11 protein-coding genes and 4 pseudogenes are annotated in these 18,381 nt (G+C 71.5%); 7 read left to right on the plus strand and 8 right to left on the minus strand.

Annotated features, from left to right (window positions below):
- Positions 1–83 precede the first annotated feature (83 nt).
- A complete protein-coding gene (locus tag BM536_RS19000; RefSeq protein ID WP_073492923.1) occupies positions 84–2,051 on the minus strand; it encodes an acetoacetate--CoA ligase in 1,968 nt (655 codons plus the stop codon).
- Between the two features lie 213 nt (positions 2,052–2,264).
- Between BM536_RS19000 and BM536_RS19005 the strand changes: the two are divergent.
- Positions 2,265–4,637: pseudogene (locus tag BM536_RS19005) on the plus strand (glycoside hydrolase family 31 protein).
- Here the strand turns inward: BM536_RS19005 and BM536_RS19010 are convergent.
- Together BM536_RS19010 and BM536_RS19015 are read right to left on the minus strand one after the other, a co-directional pair.
- Positions 4,628–5,164: an NUDIX domain-containing protein gene (locus BM536_RS19010; RefSeq protein WP_073492921.1), complete on the minus strand. Its 537-nt coding sequence runs from the start codon at positions 5,162–5,164 to the stop codon at positions 4,628–4,630. The pseudogene BM536_RS19005 and the gene BM536_RS19010 overlap by 10 nt on opposite strands.
- A 45-nt stretch (positions 5,165–5,209) precedes the next feature.
- Complete coding sequence (locus BM536_RS19015) at positions 5,210–6,019, minus strand: M15 family metallopeptidase (RefSeq protein ID WP_079274984.1); 810 nt, start codon at positions 6,017–6,019, stop codon at positions 5,210–5,212.
- Between the two features lie 164 nt (positions 6,020–6,183).
- On the opposite strand from BM536_RS19015, the gene BM536_RS19020 reads away from it, so the two are divergent.
- The 5 genes and pseudogenes from BM536_RS19020 (at position 6,184) to glpK (ending at position 12,453) form a co-directional block, all read left to right on the plus strand.
- Positions 6,184–6,609, plus strand: coding sequence for a Zn-ribbon domain-containing OB-fold protein (locus BM536_RS19020; protein WP_073492919.1), 426 nt, complete (start codon positions 6,184–6,186; stop codon positions 6,607–6,609).
- On the plus strand, positions 6,606–7,796 hold the full coding sequence (locus BM536_RS19025) for a lipid-transfer protein (RefSeq protein WP_073492932.1): 1,191 nt from the start codon (positions 6,606–6,608) through the stop codon (positions 7,794–7,796). Before BM536_RS19020 ends, BM536_RS19025 begins: the two co-directional genes overlap by 4 nt.
- A gap of 173 nt (positions 7,797–7,969) precedes the next feature.
- Positions 7,970–9,619 (plus strand): GGDEF domain-containing protein, encoded by a 1,650-nt coding sequence (locus tag BM536_RS19030; protein WP_094103248.1) that lies wholly within the window; start codon positions 7,970–7,972, stop codon positions 9,617–9,619.
- A 543-nt stretch (positions 9,620–10,162) separates the two neighbouring features.
- Positions 10,163–10,912: pseudogene (locus BM536_RS19035) on the plus strand (MIP/aquaporin family protein).
- A 20-nt stretch (positions 10,913–10,932) separates the two neighbouring features.
- Positions 10,933–12,453, plus strand: a complete 1,521-nt coding sequence (gene glpK, locus BM536_RS19040; protein ID WP_073492917.1) for a glycerol kinase GlpK — start codon at positions 10,933–10,935, stop codon at positions 12,451–12,453.
- Between the two features lie 82 nt (positions 12,454–12,535).
- Here glpK and BM536_RS19045 read toward each other — a convergent pair whose 3' ends face one another.
- The 5 genes and pseudogenes from BM536_RS19045 to BM536_RS19065 form a co-directional block, all read right to left on the minus strand.
- Positions 12,536–13,141, minus strand: coding sequence for a GTP-binding protein (locus BM536_RS19045; RefSeq protein ID WP_073492916.1), 606 nt, complete (start codon positions 13,139–13,141; stop codon positions 12,536–12,538).
- Positions 13,122–13,439: pseudogene (locus BM536_RS19050) on the minus strand (hydantoinase B/oxoprolinase family protein); the annotation flags it as partial. The pseudogene BM536_RS19050 and the gene BM536_RS19045, both read right to left, overlap by 20 nt.
- 3 nt (positions 13,440–13,442) lie before the next feature.
- Positions 13,443–13,838: a DUF742 domain-containing protein gene (locus tag BM536_RS19055; protein ID WP_073492912.1), complete on the minus strand. Its 396-nt coding sequence runs from the start codon at positions 13,836–13,838 to the stop codon at positions 13,443–13,445.
- 9 nt (positions 13,839–13,847) lie between these two features.
- Positions 13,848–14,282 (minus strand): roadblock/LC7 domain-containing protein, encoded by a 435-nt coding sequence (locus BM536_RS19060; RefSeq protein ID WP_073492910.1) that lies wholly within the window; start codon positions 14,280–14,282, stop codon positions 13,848–13,850.
- Positions 14,279–17,169: pseudogene (locus tag BM536_RS19065) on the minus strand (sensor histidine kinase). The gene BM536_RS19060 and the pseudogene BM536_RS19065 overlap by 4 nt, the downstream one beginning before the upstream one ends.
- A gap of 420 nt (positions 17,170–17,589) precedes the next feature.
- Here BM536_RS19065 and BM536_RS19070 point away from each other — a divergent pair.
- Positions 17,590–18,225, plus strand: a complete 636-nt coding sequence (locus BM536_RS19070; RefSeq protein WP_073492930.1) for a hypothetical protein — start codon at positions 17,590–17,592, stop codon at positions 18,223–18,225.
- The last annotated feature ends 156 nt before the right edge of the window (positions 18,226–18,381 follow it).

The following is an 18,381-nucleotide window of genomic DNA, read 5'->3' on the forward strand; positions in this document are numbered from 1 at the left end:
CCTGTGTGTGCACGGTCGATCGATGCTCACTCACAGTAACCAGCGGCACTGACAATGCGCCCTGAGCTGGACCTTTGTGCTCGTCAGGATCGTTTGCGGGCGAGGTTCTCGTAGAAGTGCAGCAGCTCGAGGTTGTCGATGGAGCCCGGGTTGACCGCCTTTTCCAGGGGGGTGCCCTGGAGGAGGCGCTTGACCGGGACCTCGATGCGCTTTCCGGTGAGGGTGTGCGGGACTCCGGGGACCTCGATGACCTCGTCGGGGACGTGGCGCGGGGAAAGTTCCTCGCGAATGGTCTGCTTGATGCGGTCGAGAAGCGCCTGGTCGAGGACGGCTCCCGGGGTCAGGTGGACGAAGAGCGGCATCCAGTAACCGCCGTCGGGCTGTTCGATGCCGATGACCAGGGATTCCCTGATCTCGGGCAGGCGCTCGACGGCTTCGTAGATGTCGGCGGACCCCATGCGGACGCCCTGCCGGTTGAGCGTGGAGTCGGATCGGCCGTGGATGACGACGGAGCCGCGTGAGGTGAGGGTGATCCAGTCGCCGTGCCGCCATGCGCCGGGGTAGGTGTCGAAGTAGCTGTCGTGGTACCGGCTGCCGTCGGGGTCGTTCCAGAAGTACACCGGCATCGACGGCATGGGGTTGGTGACGACGAGTTCGCCGACCTCGTCGATGACGGGCCGGCCGCTCGGGTCCCAGGCCTGGAGGTCGGTGCCTAGGCAGGGTGCCTGGAGTTCTCCGGTGTACACGGGGAGGGTCGGGACGGCTCCCGCGAAGCAGGAGCAGACGTCCGTGCCGCCACTGACGGAAGCGATCCACAGATCCTCGCGGACCTCGTCGTGCAGCCAGCGGAAGCCGTCGGGCGGCAGGGGCGAGCCTGTGGTGGCGACGCAGCGGACCGTGGAGAGGTCGAAGTCGCGGGCCGGGTGCACGTCGGCCTTGCGGCAGGCCATGACGTAGGCGGCCGAGGTGCCGTAGAGCGTGGCTCCGGTGCGCTCGGCGATGCGCCACTGCGCGGCGGTGTCGGGGTAGCCGGGGCTGCCGTCGTAGAGGACGACCGTCGTGCCGGTGAGGAGGCCGGAGACGAGGAAGTTCCACATCATCCAGCCGGTCGAGGTGTACCAGAAGAAGCGATCCTCGGGGCCCAGGTCGCAGTGCAGGCCGAGTTGCTTGAGGTGTTCGAGGAGGATGCCGCCCTGGGACTGGACGATGGCCTTGGGCAGGCCTGTCGTGCCGGAGGAGTAGAGCACCCACAGGGGGTGGTCGAAGGGGACCTGTTCGAAGGCGGGTTCCTGGTCCGCGGCGGTCAGGGCCGACCAGTCCAAGGCTCCCTCGGGTGTCTCGGTGCCCAGGAGGGGGATGTGGACGACTGCGCGCAGGCTGGGCAGTTCGCCGCGGAGTTCGGCGACGACGTCGCGGCGGTCGTGCTCCTTGCCGCCGTAGCGGTAGCCGTCGACGGTGAAGAGGACGACCGGCTCGACCTGCTGGAAGCGGTCGAGGACGCTGCGGGCGCCGAAGTCGGGGGCACAGGAGGTCCAGACGCCGCCGACGGCTGCCGTGGCGAGGAGGGCGACGACGGCCTGGGGGATGTTCGGCACGTAGGCGCTGACCCGGTCACCGGGGCGGACGCCGAGGCGGCGCAGTTCGGCGGCGAGGGAGCCGACCTGGCGACGCAGTTCGGCCCAGGTCACCGGCTGGGGTTCGTGGGACTCGTCGACGTACAGGAGGGCCGGTTCGTCCGCGCGGGTGGTGGCGGCGCGCAGGGCGTGCTCGGCGTAGTTCAGGGTGGCGCCGGGGAACCACTGGGCGCCGGGCATGGCACGGTCGGCCAGCACGCGCGTGCAGGGGGTCGAGAACCGTACGTCGAACCACTCCGTGACGGCTGTCCAGAACGTTTCCAGTTCGGCGACGGACCAGCGGTGCAGGGCCGGATAGCCACCTTCGGAGGGGGCTCCGTGGCGTTCGGCGGCCCAGGTCTGGAACCTGGTGACCTGGGCCTCGGCGAGGCGCTGCGGATCGGGCCGCCAGAGCGGCTCGGGGTTCACGGTCGACATGGGGCGGCTCCCGGACTGTGCGCGTCGTGTGCGTCGCGCGCGCACGCGCTGGGGTGTGCGCGTGACGCGGCTGACACGGACGATGCCATGTGATCGACTTACACACCAGGGTGTGCCCCACACAGTCCGTGTCGTGAAGATGTGGGTCGAGCACAGGTGAACGGCAGTTGAACGACACGCGCGCGCGGTTCGCTCAGTGACAGGGTGAGCAGCATGAACGGTCGTGACCTGGTGCGTTCGATGAGGGTGATCGGTTCTGCGGGGGCCGCACAGAGGTTGCTCACCGTGGGAGCAGCATGGCGTCGGCGGCGTGCCGACGCCATGGCACTGCCGGCGCGGGGTGCCGAGCGCGCGCGGGTGCCGGGGCTGGTGCAGGACGTGGAGCCGGGGCCCGGTGGCGGGACGATCCGTTTCAGCCGGTCGGAACTGATGATCCGGGTGGCGGTGAACGGGGCCGTCTTCTGGGGCTGGGACGGGGTCGGCCCCGAGCCGTCGTACGCGCTGGGCGGACGCTGTCCTGAGGCCGATCCCCGGGCGGTGCTGGAGCCGGACAAGGACGGCGGCTGGCGGGTGGTGGCGGAGCGGGTGACGGTCGTGGTCTCGCGGCACGGGGCGATCGAGGTGCGGACGCCGGGTGGTGTCGCCCTGCGGCGCGATCTGCCGCCGCGGTGGTGGGAGTCGGCGGGCTGCGGTCCGGGGCGGTGGATGCAGCGGTCGGAGGTGGCTGCGGACGCGCGCTTCTTCGGGCTGGGCGGACGGGCGTCCGGGCCCCGTCTGCGTGCGGGGACGTACCGGCTGTGGAACACCGATCCGGGGCGGGCGTTCGGCCGGTGCGACGATCCGCTGTACCTGACGATGCCGGCGCACCTCGTGGTGGCCGACGCGGCCACGCATCTGGCGTTCCACGACACGTCGTGGGACGGCTCTGTGAAGCTGAGGGAGGGCGAGGAGGGGGCCGGTTCCGGGCACGACGGGCCGGGACGTCCGAGCTGCGGATGGACGGCGGCCCGTTGCGCTGCTGGGTGATGGTGGGGACCCCCGCGCGCGTGCTGCTCACCTGGGCCTCCCTCACCGGTGCCCCGGCGCTGCCGCCCGCCTGGGCGCTCGGGCACCACCACGCGGGGGGTTTCGGCGGCGAGCAGGAGGTGCGTCGTGTGGTGGCCGGTCACCAGGAGCGCGGCCTGCCGCTCGACGCGGTCCATCTGGGCGCCGACCACTTGGACGACCGTCAGGTGTTCACCGTCGACCAGGAGCGTTTCGCGAAGCTGCCGGTGCTGGCCGAGGAGCTGCGGCGCGACGGTGTCCGCCTGGTGTCGATCGTCGACCCAGCGGTACGCGCCTCGCCGGGTGGCGCGGTCCACGACAGCGGGGTCGCCGAGGACGCGTTCGTCCGGGAGGCCTCGGGGCGGCTCGTGGAGGGCGTGGTGCGGGCGGCAGGTCGGTGTATCCGGACTTCACGCACGCGCGCGTGCGGCGATGGTGGGGCGGGCTCTACGCCGAGGGGATCGCGCAGGGCTTCTCGGGCTTTTGGCACCACATGAACGAGCCGACGTCGTTCACCGCCTTCGGGGAGGCGACGCTCCCCCGGTCTGCGCGGCACGCTCTGGAGGGTCGCGGTGGCGATCATCGTGAGGCGCACAACGTGTACGGGCTGTGCATGGCCCAGGCGGGCTACGAGGGGCTGCGGGAGCTGCTTCCCGGGGAGCGCCCGTTCGTGCTCTCGCGCTCCGGCTGGGCGGGGCTGCAGCGCTACGGGGGCACCTGGTTCGGTGACGTCGCCCGGGGTGGCCGGGGTTGCGGGCGTCCCTGTCGCTGGTGTTGGGGCTCGGGCTGTGCGGGGTGCCGTACTCGGGGCCGGACGTGGGAGGTTCCGACGGCGGCTCCTCTCCGGAGTTGTATCTGCGGTGGCTCCAGCTCGGCGCGTACCTGCCGCTGTTCCGTACGCATGCGGGTCCCCGGGCGGGGCGCAGGGAGCCGTGGGTGTTCGGGCCCGAGGTGCTGGAGCACGCGCGCGTGGCGCTGGTCGAGCGTCGGCGGCTGCTGCCGTACTTCCTGACGCTGGCGCATCTGGCCCGGCGGACGGGGGCTCCGTACGTGCGGCCGCTGTGGTGGGGTGCCCCGGAGGACCGGGCGTTGCGCGACTGTGAGGACGCGTTCCTGCTCGGTGACTGTCTCCTGGTGGCTCCGGTGCTGGACGCGGGCGTGGACAGGCGGGCGGTGCGGTTGCCGCGAGGGCTCTGGTACGACACGGCGACGGGGAAGCCGTACGAGGGGCCGGGGCAGGTGCTCGTCGACGCGCCTCTGGGGCGGATACCGGTGCTCGCGCGCGCGGGCGCGGTGGTGCCGGTGCGCGGGGAGGACGGCGGTCTGGAGCTGGAGGTGTGGGCGCCTGCCCGGGGACGGACGGGGGGCGGGCTGGTGGTGCGGGACGCGGGCGACGGCTGGGAGGAGCCCGAGATCGAGCGGTACGTCGCACGCTGGGACGGCGTCCGGGGGGTCGTCGTGGAGCGGGAGGGTGAGGACGGCGTGCGGGAGCCGTCCTACCCCGTGCGCGTACGCGGGCTCGGTGGGTCGGCTCAGATGTAGCGGCCCTCGAAGAACGCCCGGACGGCGATCGTGTGCAGCGGGAAGGCCAGTTCCTCCGGCCTGTGCAGGAGGTGCCAGCCTTCCGTCTCGTCGGTGGTGGCCGAGGTCGGCAGGCGGTCCGCGGGGCGCTCCGGCAGGAGTCCGAACAGCAGGAGGTGGCCGTCGGGCGAGCTCATCGCGTCGGCGAGGCGTACGTCGCGGCTCGCGGCCTCGATGCCCGTCTCTTCGTGGAGTTCCCGCACGACGGCCTGCTTCCACTCCTCACGGTGGTCGATGTAGCCGCCGGGCAGGGCGACGCCTCCGCGCGCGGGGGCGATGGTTCGGGTGATGACGACGAGGGCGGTGCCCTTCGCGTCGTACACGGGCTGGAGGGCGATCGCGACCGGCAGAGGGTTGCGGTAGGCGACGGTGGCGCAGGCCGGGCAGGTGCGGGGCCAGCCGGTGGCGCTCTCTCCATAAGGCGCTCCGCAGCCCGAACAGTGGGAGTCGGGCACGAAGTTGTAAGTGGAGTGCTGAGTTTCGGACACGCGCGGACTGTATCCGATCAGAGGCGGACGTCGTGCGCGGGTGGCTCAGGGGGCTGTGGTGAGGGATCTGGCGGAGACGGGGAAGTCGAAGTAGGTGTCGGGGTGGGGTTCGGGTTTGAAGGTGTAGTGCCACCACTCCTCGGCGAGGTTGACGAAGCCCTGCTCCTCCAGTGCGCTCTTCAGGAGGAGCCGGTTGGCCCTCTGTTCGCCCTGGATACGCGGGTCGAGGGTGTGGCTAAGGGTGTCGAAGCAGTCGAACCCGGTGCCCATGTCGACGGAGTTGTCCGGGAAGCGCTGCTGTTGTGGCGCGAAGCAGGGCACGAGGGGTTCCCCGGGGACGTACGGCCTGGTCCGTCGGACCGGCAGCCTGACGAGTGTGACGTCCAGGGTCGAGCCGCGGCTGTGGCCGGATTTCTCGGCGATGTAACCGTCCTCGAACAGGCGGGTCTTGTCGACGTTCGGATAGAACTCCCCCTTCGTCGCCTGGTCGCCGAGGTCCTCGGCCCATCGGACGAAGTGGTTCACCGCGCGCTGGGGGCGGTAGCAGTCGTACACCTTGAGCGTGTAGCCCTGGCGCAGGAGTTTCGTCTGGGCCCTGTGCAGAGCCTCGGCGGCGGGCCGGGTGAGGATGCACAGCGGCCGGCGGTAGCCGTCGACGGGTTCGCCGACGAAGTTGTGCGGGGTGAAGTAGCGGATCTCCTGGAGGATCGTCCGGTCCACGGTCCGCAGGGCTACGAAGTCCGCCGGGGCCTTGGGCTCGGTGTCCGCGCGGGCCGTGGCGGACGCGGTGGTCACGGCCAGGAGGGCGGCGAGGGCGGTGACGACGCCGCGTACCGCGCTGGAGAATCGTGTCATGTCCCCTGCATCTATCAGGTCCAGGTTCCGTTCGGGAAGACGATCGCATGCGGTCCGCCCGCACAAGCCGCACTCCCTGCCCATTTCCCGGTGAGCGTGCCACACTCCTGACGTTCCGTCAGATAACGTGCCGGGGAGGGACTGTGCCACGTACACGCACACCTGTGGTCGCGGGGTGGTTCAGCGGCGAGGGGGACGACTTCAGGCTGCTCGGGACGCGCTGTACACGGTGCGCCTCGGTCTTCTTCCCCCGTGAGGACAGCCGCTGCCGCAATCCGGGCTGCGCGGGAGACGACCTGGAGGAGATCCCCCTGTCGCGGCGCGGACACGTCTGGTCGTACACGGACAGCCGCTACCGGCCTCCATCACCCTATGTGACCGATGCGGAACTTCCGTGGGAGCCGTACGCGTTGATCGCTGTGGAGCTGGAGTCCGAGCGGATGGTGGTGCTGGGACAGGCGGTTCCCGGGGTCACCGTCGCCGATCTGGCGGTGGGCATGGAGGTGGAGGTCGTTCCCGGCGTGCTCGGTGAAGACGCGGAGACCACCTGGACGACCTGGTTTTGGCGGCCGACGGGGGTGAGGGCATGACGACGGAGGTGGCGGTGCTCGGCGTGGGCATGCACCCCTGGGGCAAGTGGGGGCGCGGCTTCGTCGAGTACGGCGTGGTGGCGGCGCGCGCGGCACTGGCCGACGCCGGCCTGGACTGGCGGGACATCGGCTCGATCGTGGGCGCGGACACAGTGCGTGGCGGTTACCCCGGATATGTCGCCGGGGCGACCTTCGCCAAGGCCCTGGGCTGGCAGGGCGCCCGGGTGACGAGCGTGTACGCGGCGTGCGCCTCCGGCGCCCAGGCGATCGACGCGGCGCGCGGGCAGATCCTCGCCGGTCTGTCGGACGTCGTGCTCGTCGTGGGGGCGGATGCCGCGCCCAAGGGGTTCTTCCGGCCCGCGGGCGGCGACCGGCCGGACGACCCTGACTGGTTGCGGTTCCGGGTGCTCGGCGCGACGAATCCGACGTACTTCGGGCTGTACGCGCGTCGGCGCATGGCGGTGCACGGGGACACGGCCGAGGACTTCGCCCAGGTCAAGGTGAAGAACTCCGCCATGGGCGCGCTGAACCGTTACGCGCGCTACCGCAAGCGGGTCACCGCCGACGAGGTCGCCGCCTCCGCCGTGGTCTCCGATCCGCTGCGGCTGCTCGACATCTGCGCGACCTCGGACGGCGGGGCGGCCCTGGTGCTCTCCAGCCTGGAGTTCGCGCGGCGGCACGGGGCGGCGGACCCGGTGCGGATCCGCGCGGTGTCCACGGTCACGCCACGTTATCCCCATACCGTGCTGGACCTGCCGGACATCGCCACCGACTCCGCGGCGGCGATGGAGCCGGCCGGGCAGGCGTTCCGGGCGTCGATCGCCACGGCCGCCTACGAGGAGGCCGGGATCGGGCCCGAGGACATCTCCCTGGCCGAGGTTTACGACCTGTCCACCGCTCTGGAGTTGCAGTGGTACGAGGATCTCGCCCTGTGTGCGCAGGGTGACGGCGCCAAGCTGCTGCGGGAGGGCGTCACGGCGCTGGGCGGTCGTGTACCGGTGAACGTGAGCGGCGGGCTGGCCTCGTTCGGGGAAGCGGTTCCCGCCCAGGCACTCGCCCAGGTCTGCGAGGTGACCTGGCAGTTGAGAGGTCGGGCGGGCGAACGTCAGGTGGCCGACGCGCGCGTGGGCATCACCGCGAACCAGGGGCTGTTCGGGCACGGCTCGGCGGTGGTCGCGGTGAGGTGAGGTGAGGTGACGGTCGTTGCCCGCCGGAGGGCCGTGGGCGAGCCAGGAGGACAAGCCGTCGCCGTACCCCGGTCCCTCCGTGCGCTTCGTACGGTGTGTGACCAGCTCGGAAGCCTGCGTGAACGTCTTATGAACTGGGCCTGGGCAGACGTCGGTAGCGCCATCATGCTGCCGTGCGCTCATGGACGGATACTCTCCGCTTCGCCTTCCAGCCGGTGGTCAATCTGGCCACCGGAGCGGTGGCGGGGCTGGAGATACTCGCCCGCCCGGAGAGCGGCGACATTCTTGCGCAGGCCCGGCGGGACCCCGAACTCGACAGCCGGGTGGCCGTCTTGGCGATCCGGTCCGCGGTGCTCAGGGAGACGCTGCTGCCGCTGCATGTCAACGTGTTCGCCGGCACTCTGGCCGATCTCGGCGGGCTCACCCCGTTGTACGACGCGGTGCGCGAGGCGGGCCGGCTGCCGTGGGAGGTGACGCTCGACGTCGTGCCGCCGTACACCCACGTGCCGCAGCCCGCGCTGCTGGAGGCGCTGGCCGGACTGCGGGAGCAGGGCTTCCGGATCAGCGCGGACGGCGTCGGCGACGGGGACCTTCCGCTGCGGCTGCTGACGGACATCGCGCCCGACCTGGTGAAACTCGATGCGTCCCTGCTGACCCGACCGGCGGCGGTACGGGCGATGCGGACGCTGTGCGACGAACTGGGGGCGTTGTTGGGGGTCGAGGGGGTGGAGACCGAGTTGCAGTGCGCGACGGCGCTGTCGGCCGGTGCGCAGCTCGCCCAGGGGGAGCTGTTCGCGCCTCCGGCCCGACTGCCCGCGGCGGACGTCTACCTGCCTCCGCGCTCCCCCGACGGCGTCTCGGCGCCCCGTTCGGGCCCGTCGGTGCGGGAGTTCGTGCGGCCGGCGGCGCTCCTGCCCGCGACCGCCTCCGCCGGTCAGGTCCGGGCGCTGCTGACCGGCTCGCCCGACGTGTCCGGGGTGCTGCTCGTGGACCGCGCGGGGGTGCCTGTCCGCTCACTGCACCGCTCGCGCTTCCTGCTGTCGATGTCGGCCCGCTACGGACACGCCCTGTACACCGACCGGCCCGCGGCCAAGCTCGGTGATCCGCCCCGGGCGGTCGGCATCGACGCCACGGCGTGGGAGGTGCTGGACGTGGTCGCGGACGGCGACCGGGACCGCACCTCCGACGATGTCGCCGTCGTCGACCGCCACGGGCGGTGCGTGGGCGTCGTCCGGCTGGCCGACCTCGTGCGGGCGCTCGCCGAGTCCCGGGTCGAGGAGGCGGCGGGGCTCAATCCGCTGACGCGGCTGCCCGGTTCGGACGCGATCACCGGTGAGGTGGACCGGCGCATCGCGGACGGCCGGTCCTTCGCCCTGAGCTGGCTGGACGTCGACCACTTCAAACAGGTCAACGACGGCGTCGGGTTCGCCGCCGGCGACGAGTTGATCCGCGCGGTGGGGCGGGCGCTTCAGTTCGCGGCATCCGGCAACACGCGCGTGGGACACATCGGCGGGGACGACTTCCTGGTCCTGACCGATCCGGAGGGCTTGGCTCCGCTGGCTGCCTCGGTGCTGGACGCGCCCTGGTCGGCGGGTGGCCTTCCGGTCACGCTGTCGCTGGCCACGGTCCTGTGCGTGCCGGGCGGCGTCACGGATCACCGTCAGGCTGCGGCCTGTCTGGCCCCGCTCAAGAAGGCCGCGAAGGCGCTGCGCGGGGCCAGTTGGGTGCTGGGGCAGGCGGGACTGCCGGGGCACGAGGTCCGGCGAGGGGTGTCGTCGGTCGCGGCAGCGGGTTCGGTGGGGGCCGAGCCAGGCGCGGGCTGAGGGGCCTTCAGGGCGAAGGGGAGGTCCGCCGGGCGGCCTGCGGGGGGCCTCAGTGGGCCTCCTGCCTGTCCGGAGGAACGCGCCGGAGCGACGGGGCCACGGCGGACGTCCGTCCGGGCCAGGGTCGTCGTCAGGGCTCCGAGGGCCGCCGTGTAGGGCCTCCCTCACTTCTCACATGACGGTGGCAAGCTCCCGTGACGTCACGCGTGCGGAGTCCGGCGGGATACCGGCCGTTGCGCGGACCTTCCGTACCCGCGCTCCCCAACCATTGCCGTCGCCCTCCTTGACGCTCCCTGGACGCCGGTGAACACTTCCCGTTGTCGGCCGACATCGCCGTACATTCTCGGCGTATCCAGGCGTAGCGCAACAAGGGCTCCATGCCCTCACGGCCTCCTGTCCCCAGGGCGATCCGGCTTCGACGGCACGCTCGTCACGGACGCCGGGCGGGGCGCGGGACCTCCCTGCCCTGGCTGGAGCAGCCACGGGAACCGCACCCTGCACGGAGCGCCGGGGTCATCCCCCGGGCCGGGCCCAGGAGCCGCCATGAGCAACGCGGACATACTCGTCGGCGAGACCACCGGTACCGCCGTTCTCATCCTGTTCGGCGCCGGCGTCTGCGCCGCCGTCACGCTCGGACACTCCAAGGCGCGGGCCTCGGGGTGAGCCGTGATCGCCTTCGGCTGGGGGTTCGGTGTGCCGACGGGGGCGTACACCGCTGCGCCGCTGTCCGGCGGGCATCTCGATCCGGCCGTCACCCTCGGGATCGCGGTCGACACGGGCGCATGGGGCAGGGTCTGGGTCCATCTCCTCGGCCAGATGCTCGGCGCCGTGATCGGTGCCGTGATCGGTGCCGTCCTCGCGTACCTGGTCCACCTGGCCCAGTTCCAGGCGAACGTACGGCAGACCGGCACCACCGAGGAGCCGACACCGACCCTCGGCGTCTTCTCGACCATCCCCGAGATCCGGAATCCGGTCGCCAACCTGATCACCGAGATCATCCCGACGATCGCGCTCGTCCTGCCGATCCTCGCCTTCGGTCTGACGAAGGGGCTCGGCGAGTCCGGCACCCTCGTGCTGATCGTGTCCCTGCTCGTCGTGGGGATCGGCCTCTCGCTCGGCGGGCCGACCGGCTACGCCGTCAACCCGGCACGGGATCCCGGTCCACGCATCGTGCACACGTTCCTGCCCGTCCCGAACACGGGCACTTCCGACCGGGGCCACGCCTGGATCCCCGTCGTCGGTCCGCTGATCGGCGGAGTGCTCTCGGGCCTTCTCCACAACGTCGCCTTCTGAACCCAGCCCAAGGGGTAGCCATGACGGACAACGCCGAGAAGTACGTCGCCGCGATCGACCAGGGCACCACCTCCAGCCGCTGCATGATCTTCGACCGCGACGGCGCCGTCGTCGCCGTCGACCAGCGCGAGCACCGGCAGATCTTCCCCAGGCCCGGCTGGGTGGAACACGACGCCACCGAGATCTGGTCCAAGGTGCAGGCGGTGGTCGCCGGGGCGATCGCCCGGGCCGGCCTGCGCGCGGACCGGATCAGCGCGCTCGGCATCACCAACCAGCGTGAGACGACCGTGTTGTGGGACCGGGCCACGGGCAAGCCCGTGCACAACGCGATCGTGTGGCAGGACACCCGGACCGCCGCGCTCTGCAGAGAACTGGGCGGCACCGACGGGCAGGACCGCTTCCGCGAGCAGACCGGGCTTCCCCTGGCGAGCTACTTCTCGGGCCCCAAGGCGGCCTGGCTGCTCGACAACGTGCCCGGCCTCAGGAACCGCGCCGAGCGCGGCGAGATCGCCTTCGGAACGATCGACTCCTGGCTCATCTGGAACCTCACCGGCGGCGTCGACGGCGGCCGACATGTGACGGACGTGACGAACGCCGGGCGCACCATGCTGATGAACCTGGAGACGCTCCAGTGGGACGCCTCCATCCTCGCCGCGATGAACGTGCCCGAGGCGGTCCTGCCGGAGATCAGGTCCTCCGCCGAGATCTACGGCACGGCGGTGGGCCGACTCTCCGGTGTGCCGGTCGCCTCGGCGCTGGGCGACCAGCAGGCGGCGGTGTTCGGGCAGGCCTGCTACGACGTGGGGACGGCGAAGAACACGTACGGGACGGGCAGCTTCCTGCTGCTCAACACCGGCACCCGGCCGGTGCCGTCGAAGAACGGGCTGCTGACGACGATGGGGTACAAGATCGGCGGGGAGGCGGCGGTCTACTGTCTGGAGGGTTCGATCGCCATAACGGGCGCGCTCGTTCAGTGGTTCCGCGACCAGCTCGGCATCATCCGCACGGCGGACGAGATCGAGACGCTGGCGGCGAGCGTCGACGACAACGGCGGCGCGTACATCGTGCCCGCGTTCTCCGGCCTGTTCGCTCCCTACTGGCGCTCCGACGCGCGCGGAGTCGTCACCGGGCTCACCCGGTACGTCACGAAGGCACATCTCGCGCGTGCCGTACTGGAGGCGACGAGCTGGCAGACGCGTGAGGTCGTCGACGCGATGTACCAGGACTCCGGGGTGCGGATCACCACGTTGAAGGTGGACGGGGGCATGACGAAGAACAACCTGCTCATGCAGCACCAGGCGGACGTCCTCGGGGTGCCCGTGATCCGGCCCCGGGTCTCCGAGACGACCTGCCTGGGCGCGGCATACGCGGCCGGGCTGGCCACGGGTGTCTGGAACGACCTCGACGAACTGAAGACCCACTGGCAAAAGGACGCCGAGTGGACGCCGACGATGGAGGCGTCGGTCCGGGACCGCGAGTACCGCAACTGGCGCAAGGCCGTGGAGAAGAGCTTCGGGTGGCTGGAGGACGGCCAGGGATAGCCCGGGCCCGCCACGCGCGCGTGCGTCTCCTTGAGCCGCGGCCCGTACCCCGGTCGGCGGGGGTACGGGCCGTGCGCGCGGCTCAGGTGGTGACGGTCTGCCGGCGGCCGGCGTCGTGGTCCATGGCGTGCTGGACGACACCGACCAGTACGTCCTTCACCGAACTCCGGTCGCGGGCGTCGCACAGCAGCACCGGTACGGCCTCGTCGAGGTCGAGGGCGCGACGTACGTCCTCGACGGGGTAACGGGCCGCTTCCTCGAAGCAGTTGACGCCGATGAGGAAGGGGATGGAACGCCGTTCGAAGTAGTCGACTGCGGCGAAGCAGTCCTCCAGGCGGCGGGTGTCGGCGAGCACGATCGCACCGAGGGCACCTTCGGACAACTCGTCCCACATGAACCAGAACCGCTCTTGTCCGGGCGTACCGAACAGGTACAGCACCAGGTCCTCGCGCAGGGTGATGCGGCCGAAGTCCATCGCGACGGTGGTCGTGTGCTTGCGCTCGACGCCCGTGGTGTCGTCGACCGGCCGGCCCGCCTCGGTGAGGAACTCCTCGGTGCGCAGCGGCCTGATCTCGCTGACGGCACCGACGAGGGTCGTCTTGCCCACGCCGAATCCGCCTGCCACCAGGATCTTGAGCGTGACGGGCTCGACCGGGGGCTTGCCGCGCTCAGAACGCCCGAAGATCATCGGTTGCTTCTCCTGCTCGATGGGGTCGTGGGCGGTGGACCGTAGCCGCCGCCGGGGTCTCGATGACGTGGACGTCGCCGGGGCCGACGTCCACGCAGCCGCTGTCGCTGCCGCCGCGTTCGACGACGGTGCCGTCGGCGCGTGCCGCCATGCCGTACGGCGGGACACGGCGGCGCCGGGAGAGGGTGGAGACGGTCATGGGCTCCAGGAACCGGATCCCGCCGACGATGTGCGTGAAGATGCCGCCCCGGTCCACCCAGAACTGCCTGCCTGTCACGTCCTCACCCCGCTTCCGCGCTGCTCACAACGCTCGGAGGCCGTCGATCACGTCGCGCAGAACACTCTCGTCCGGCAGCTCGGCCGGGGGTACGGGCCTGTTCACATGGACGAATTCGGCGTTCACGAGATCTCCGACAAGGACCCGCACCACGCCGATGGGCAGGTCGAGTCCGGCGGCCAGTTCGGCGACCGACTGGGGGGCGTCCCGGCACAGGTCCACGATGTCGACGTGCTCCGGGGACAGCGCGAGGTCCGCGTCCGGGTCGTCGGCGTGGGGTTCGGCCACGACGACCGCGATCAGGTCGAGACGGTGCTGGACCGCACTGGTGGTGCGGCCCCGCGTCATGGCGTACGGACGGACGACCGGTCCGGCCTCGTCGTCGAACCAGTGGCTTCTTCCCTGACCGTCTGTCCTCATACCATCCCACTACCCGCCCGAGGGCAGATCGGTGCGCGGGGCAGTACCCAGATGTGCGCCGACCCGCTTCACCAGGAGCGTCATCTCGTAGGCCACCAGTCCGACGTCCGAGTCGGCGTCCGCGAGGACGGCGAGGCAGCTGCCGTCACCGGCGGCGGTGACGAACAGGAAGGCCTCGTCCAGCTCGACGACGGTCTGGCGGACGCTGCCGGCCTCGAAGTGGCGGCCGACGCCCTTGGCCAGGCTGTGGAAGCCGGAGGCGACGGCGGCCAGGTGCTCGCTGTCCTCCCGGGTCAGGTCCTGGGACGCTCCGGTCGCCAGGCCGTCGCCGGAGAGCACGACGGCCTTGCGGATGCCGGCGACGCGGTCGACGAGGTCGTCGAGAAGCCAGTTCAGTTGGCCGTTGTCGGTCGTGGTGTGGCCGGTCGTCTTCGGTGCGGTCATCGACCGTCCCCCTTGTTCTTTGGTGATGGTGCCGTGCCGCTGTGGGCATCGTCGTCCGCGGTGTTCTCCGCACGGCCGCGCTGCCAGCCCCGCTGGAGGGAGGCCATGCGGCTGCGGACCTCGTCGGCGTCCCGGTCAGCGGGTTCCGAGCGGTCCTCGGCGGGTCGCTCGGGGCCCTGGCGCAGCTGTGGGGCCAGGTTCGCCTGCCGTACGCGGCGGGGCAGGGCGCCCGTACCCGAGCCGGTGTCATGGGGCGCGCTGCCGGACGTGCCGGTGGGGCCCTCAGGGCCGCCCGGGGCCGGCTCCGCGCCGCGGTGGGGCGCGTCGCGCGTGAGGTCGGCCGTCTCCTCGCCCCGGCCGGACGGCCGGCTGCGGGTCGGCAGGGCCGGTGGCTGCGACGGCTGTTCGGCGGCATCGCCGTCGCCGGAGCGCTCGGCGGAACCGGTGCTCCGGGGAATCTGGGGCGTCGCGCCGCGGCGGCGGGAAGGCAGCGGGGCCGGGCCGTCCTGCTCCGGGCGGCGACCGGTCGGCCACGACGGGACCTCCTCGCCCGCCTCCGCGCGACGGGACCGCTGGTCGGTGACCGGGCGACCGTGCGAGCTGACCAGCTTCGGCGTCCGTCGGCTGGGCAGGGGCACGGGATCGGCGGGGTCGCCCGTCGCGGGAAGGTCCGGTTCGTTGCGGAGGTCGGACAGCCGGCGGCGCGGCTCGACGGGGTCGGCAGCCGGCCCGTCCTGCGTGCGGGTGAGGGACCGGCCCGGACGGAACAGGCCGCCCCGCTCACCACTGTCGTCGTCCAGCGGGACCGCGAAGCCGGCGAAGGCGTCCAGGTCGACCGGGGCCTCCAGCTCGACCGCCCGTCCAGCAGCGCGGGCGGGCCGGGGAGCGGCACCGGTGTCTGGGCGAGCGCGGACCTGCGGCTCCTGGCGGGCTCGGTCTCCTTCGGAGGCCGGGGGCGGTCGAGCCGGAAGCCGATGCCGTTCGTGTCGGGGACATCGTCGGTGAGGAGCGCGTCGGGGATGAAGATGACCGCGGTCGTGCCGCCGTACGGGGAGGGCTGAAGGGAGACGCGGACGTTCTGCCGCTGGGCCAGCCTGCTGACCACGAACAGGCCCAGCCGGTCGGTGTCGGACAGTTCGAACTCGGGCGTCTCGGCGAGCCGGAGGTTGGCGTCCAGGAGCGCCTCGGGCGCCATGCCGAGGCCACGGTCGTGGATCTCGAGGGTGAAGCCGTTGGCGACCCGGTCACCGAGGACCTGGACGGCGGTGTGCGGCGGGGAGAACACCGTGGCGTTCTCCAGGAGTTCGGCCACGAGGTGCGTGAGGTCCGCGACAGCCGGACCGGTGACGGCGACGCGCGGGAGGCGCCGGACCTCGATGCGCTCGTAGTCCTCCACCTCGGCGACGGCGGCGCGCACGATGTCCATCAGCTGGATGGGCTTGCGCCACTGCCGGGAGGGGGCTGCGCCCGAGAGGATCACCAGGCCCTCGGCGTGCCGCCGCATGCGGGTGGTGAGGTGGTCGAGGCGGAAGAGGTCGGCGAGTTCCTCGGTGTCCTCGGTGCGGCGCTCCATGGTGTCGAGCAGGGTGAGCTGCTTGTGCAGCAGGACCTGGCTGCGGCGGGCGAGGTTGACGAAGACCTCGGAGACGCCCGAGCGCAGCTCGGCCTGTCGGACGGCGGCCTCGACCGCGGCGCGCTGGAGGGTGTTGAGGGCCTGGCCGACCTCGCCGATCTCGTTCTTGTCGTACTCCAGCCGCGGAGCCTCGGTCTCGACGTCGATCTGTTCGCCCGCGGAGAGTCGGCGCATGACGCTGGGCAGCCGGACGCCGGACGCCTCGTGGGCCTCCAGGCGCAGTTGGCGCAGGTCGCGGATGAGCCCACGGCCGATGCGCACGGACAGCACGAGGGAGACGAGCAGGGCGATGAGGCCGAAGACGCCGGCCACGACCGCCTTGACGATCACCTCGATCGCCACGGGGCGGACGCGGTCCTGGTAGCGGTCGTTGGCCTGTTCGTCCAGGTTGCCGAGTTCGTCGAGGACGTTCGCGGCCGCGATGTCCCAGGTCTTGGCGGTGACCCCGCGGGGCATCTTGCCGGGCTGTGTGGAGACGACCGCCTGTTCCGCCGTGCGCAGGGGGGCGGTGGTGCCGTTCTTCCAGAAGCGCTCGTAGCGTTCGCGCTCCGCGACGGGCAGTTGGGCGAGGCTGATGTCGTAGACGACGTCGCGCTGGGCCTCTAGATCGGAGATGGCACGGATCTCGTCGCGGGTGACCCGGCCCACGACCAGGGCGGAGCCGAGCAGGGCGTCCTCCTGGGAGAGCAGCTCGCGGGCGCGGGCGACGCTGACGAGGGCCCGGTACTGCTTGTCCATCTCCACGCTGTCGACGACGTCCAGTGTGGCGAGCAGGGTGTAGCAGGGGTCGATCAGGCGGTTGTAGAGATCCAGCGCCTGGGCGCGGGTCACGGTCCCCTCCTCGACGCCTCGGCGCAGGGAGTCGAGGCCGTCGAAGGCGTCGAGGACCGCTGTCAGGCTCTCGCTGTCGTCCTGGTCCAGCACCTCGTGTACGTCGGGGTCCTTGGCGTTGGTGCGGATCTCCGCGAGCGCCTCGTCCGTGGCGGTCCGGGTGCGGCGCAGAGCGGACAGCGCGTCGGAGGCGCGGGGGTCGGCGAGGTAGACGAGGGTCTGGCGGCGTTCCTGCTGGGCGATTCGGACGGTGTCCTCGACGGGGTAGCCGACCTTCTCCACGAGATTCGACACCGTGAACAGGCGGCTTGCCTCGCGGCCCGTGAGCACCGTGGCGAAGCCCCAGAGGGCGGTCAGGGACACCAGTGGCACGAGCAGCAGCGCCACGATCTTCCGGCGGATCGACTTCCCGCGAAAGCGCATGGACTCCCCCAGCTCGAACCCCCACCGGCAGGGGGTACGCATGTGCGTCAACAAACGGCGCGAGCCTACTACCGACGCGCGGTCAACTCGAAGAGGCGTCCGGAATCTGAACGTCCGCATAACCGTCGGTGCAGGGGGAGTTGTCCGCCCATTGCGGGAGATTGCCTCCCGGAACCAGGGCATCCGAGTGTTGCCGGATCCGATCGGCGTCGTGGAGGAGTTGGCCAGAATTTTTCGCAGTTCGGGAATCTTCAGGGCGGGTCGGTCGTCCTACTCATTGGGAATTGGGGGCGGAATCGGCCACACGTGCCGCATGCCGCACCTGGGCGGCGTAAAAGAGCGCAAGCCGGGCAGCCGTTGAGGGGCCGGTTCTTGGAGCCGGGGGCAAGCAGTCTGCCGGCGGTGGGGAGTGACACGTTGATGGGCACGGCGGAGCGGCGCAAGGCGCCCGAGGACGGCACGGCTGCGCGCAGTACGGCATTGCGCGAACCCGAAGCACCGGATCGCGGCATTCCGGCGCAGGGGCGCAGCCTGACGAGGCGGAGTGGTCTGCCGGCGGCCGGGGCGGCTGTCGGCGACACGGCCGAGGGCACGGCCCGGGGCACCGGTCGAACCGGGGCGGCCGAGCACGTCGGCGCGTCTCGCACCAACCAGGAACAGGCCGTGTACCGGCCGTTGTGGGTGGAGGAGCCGGCCCGTCGGCGTCGGCTTCCGGACCCGGTCCGCAGGTCGGCGGTGCGGGCGGTGCTCTTCATCGCCGTGACACTGCTTCAGGCCATGGTCGCCTTCCTGTGCACGCTGGCCGGATCCTGGCTGGCGCTACCCATGGTCATCAGCAGCGTGATCAGCACTGTGGTGGCCACCTGGGGGGCACTGGACGTCTGGGTGACCCGCCAGGTGTGGAACCAGCGCAACGGCGTCGTGTCGACGCCGAGCAGCACCGCGCGAGCATTGCGCCGCGAGCGTCGCCGGGCACGTCGGCAGGAGCGGACCGCCGAGCGCGCGCAGGAGCGGATACGTCGGCGGAGCGGCGCCGGCCAGCTGTCCCACTCCTGAAACCTGGGACAGGTCTCCCGAGACACGCCGCTCAGCGCGCCGGCCACACCGGTCTCGCTCCCGAGGTGTCCGCGCGGGCAGTCGGTCATGCCGCCCCTGGCCTCGTCCGTCCCTCCTCTGCCGCCAGTGCGCGCCGTGCCCGCATGAAGGGGCGTG

It is taken from the genome of Streptomyces phaeoluteigriseus (assembly GCF_001896135.2).
Classification (GTDB): Bacteria; Actinomycetota; Actinomycetes; order Streptomycetales; family Streptomycetaceae; genus Streptomyces; species Streptomyces phaeoluteigriseus.

Bases quoted from the DNA above. Each gene is read 5' to 3' on its own strand.
- BM536_RS19000 (WP_073492923.1), bottom strand. From the start codon at position 2,051: ATGTCGACCGTGAACCCCGAGCCGCTCTGGCGGCCCGATCCGCAGCGC.
- BM536_RS19015 (WP_079274984.1), bottom strand. From the start codon at position 6,019: ATGACACGATTCTCCAGCGCGGTACGCGGCGTCGTCACCGCCCTCGCC.
- BM536_RS19025 (WP_073492932.1), top strand. From the start codon at position 6,606: ATGACGACGGAGGTGGCGGTGCTCGGCGTGGGCATGCACCCCTGGGGC.
- glpK (WP_073492917.1), top strand. From the start codon at position 10,933: ATGACGGACAACGCCGAGAAGTACGTCGCCGCGATCGACCAGGGCACC.
- BM536_RS19045 (WP_073492916.1), bottom strand. From the start codon at position 13,141: ATGATCTTCGGGCGTTCTGAGCGCGGCAAGCCCCCGGTCGAGCCCGTC.
- BM536_RS19055 (WP_073492912.1), bottom strand. From the start codon at position 13,838: ATGAGGACAGACGGTCAGGGAAGAAGCCACTGGTTCGACGACGAGGCC.
- BM536_RS19060 (WP_073492910.1), bottom strand. From the start codon at position 14,282: ATGACCGCACCGAAGACGACCGGCCACACCACGACCGACAACGGCCAA.
- BM536_RS19070 (WP_073492930.1), top strand. From the start codon at position 17,590: ATGGGCACGGCGGAGCGGCGCAAGGCGCCCGAGGACGGCACGGCTGCG.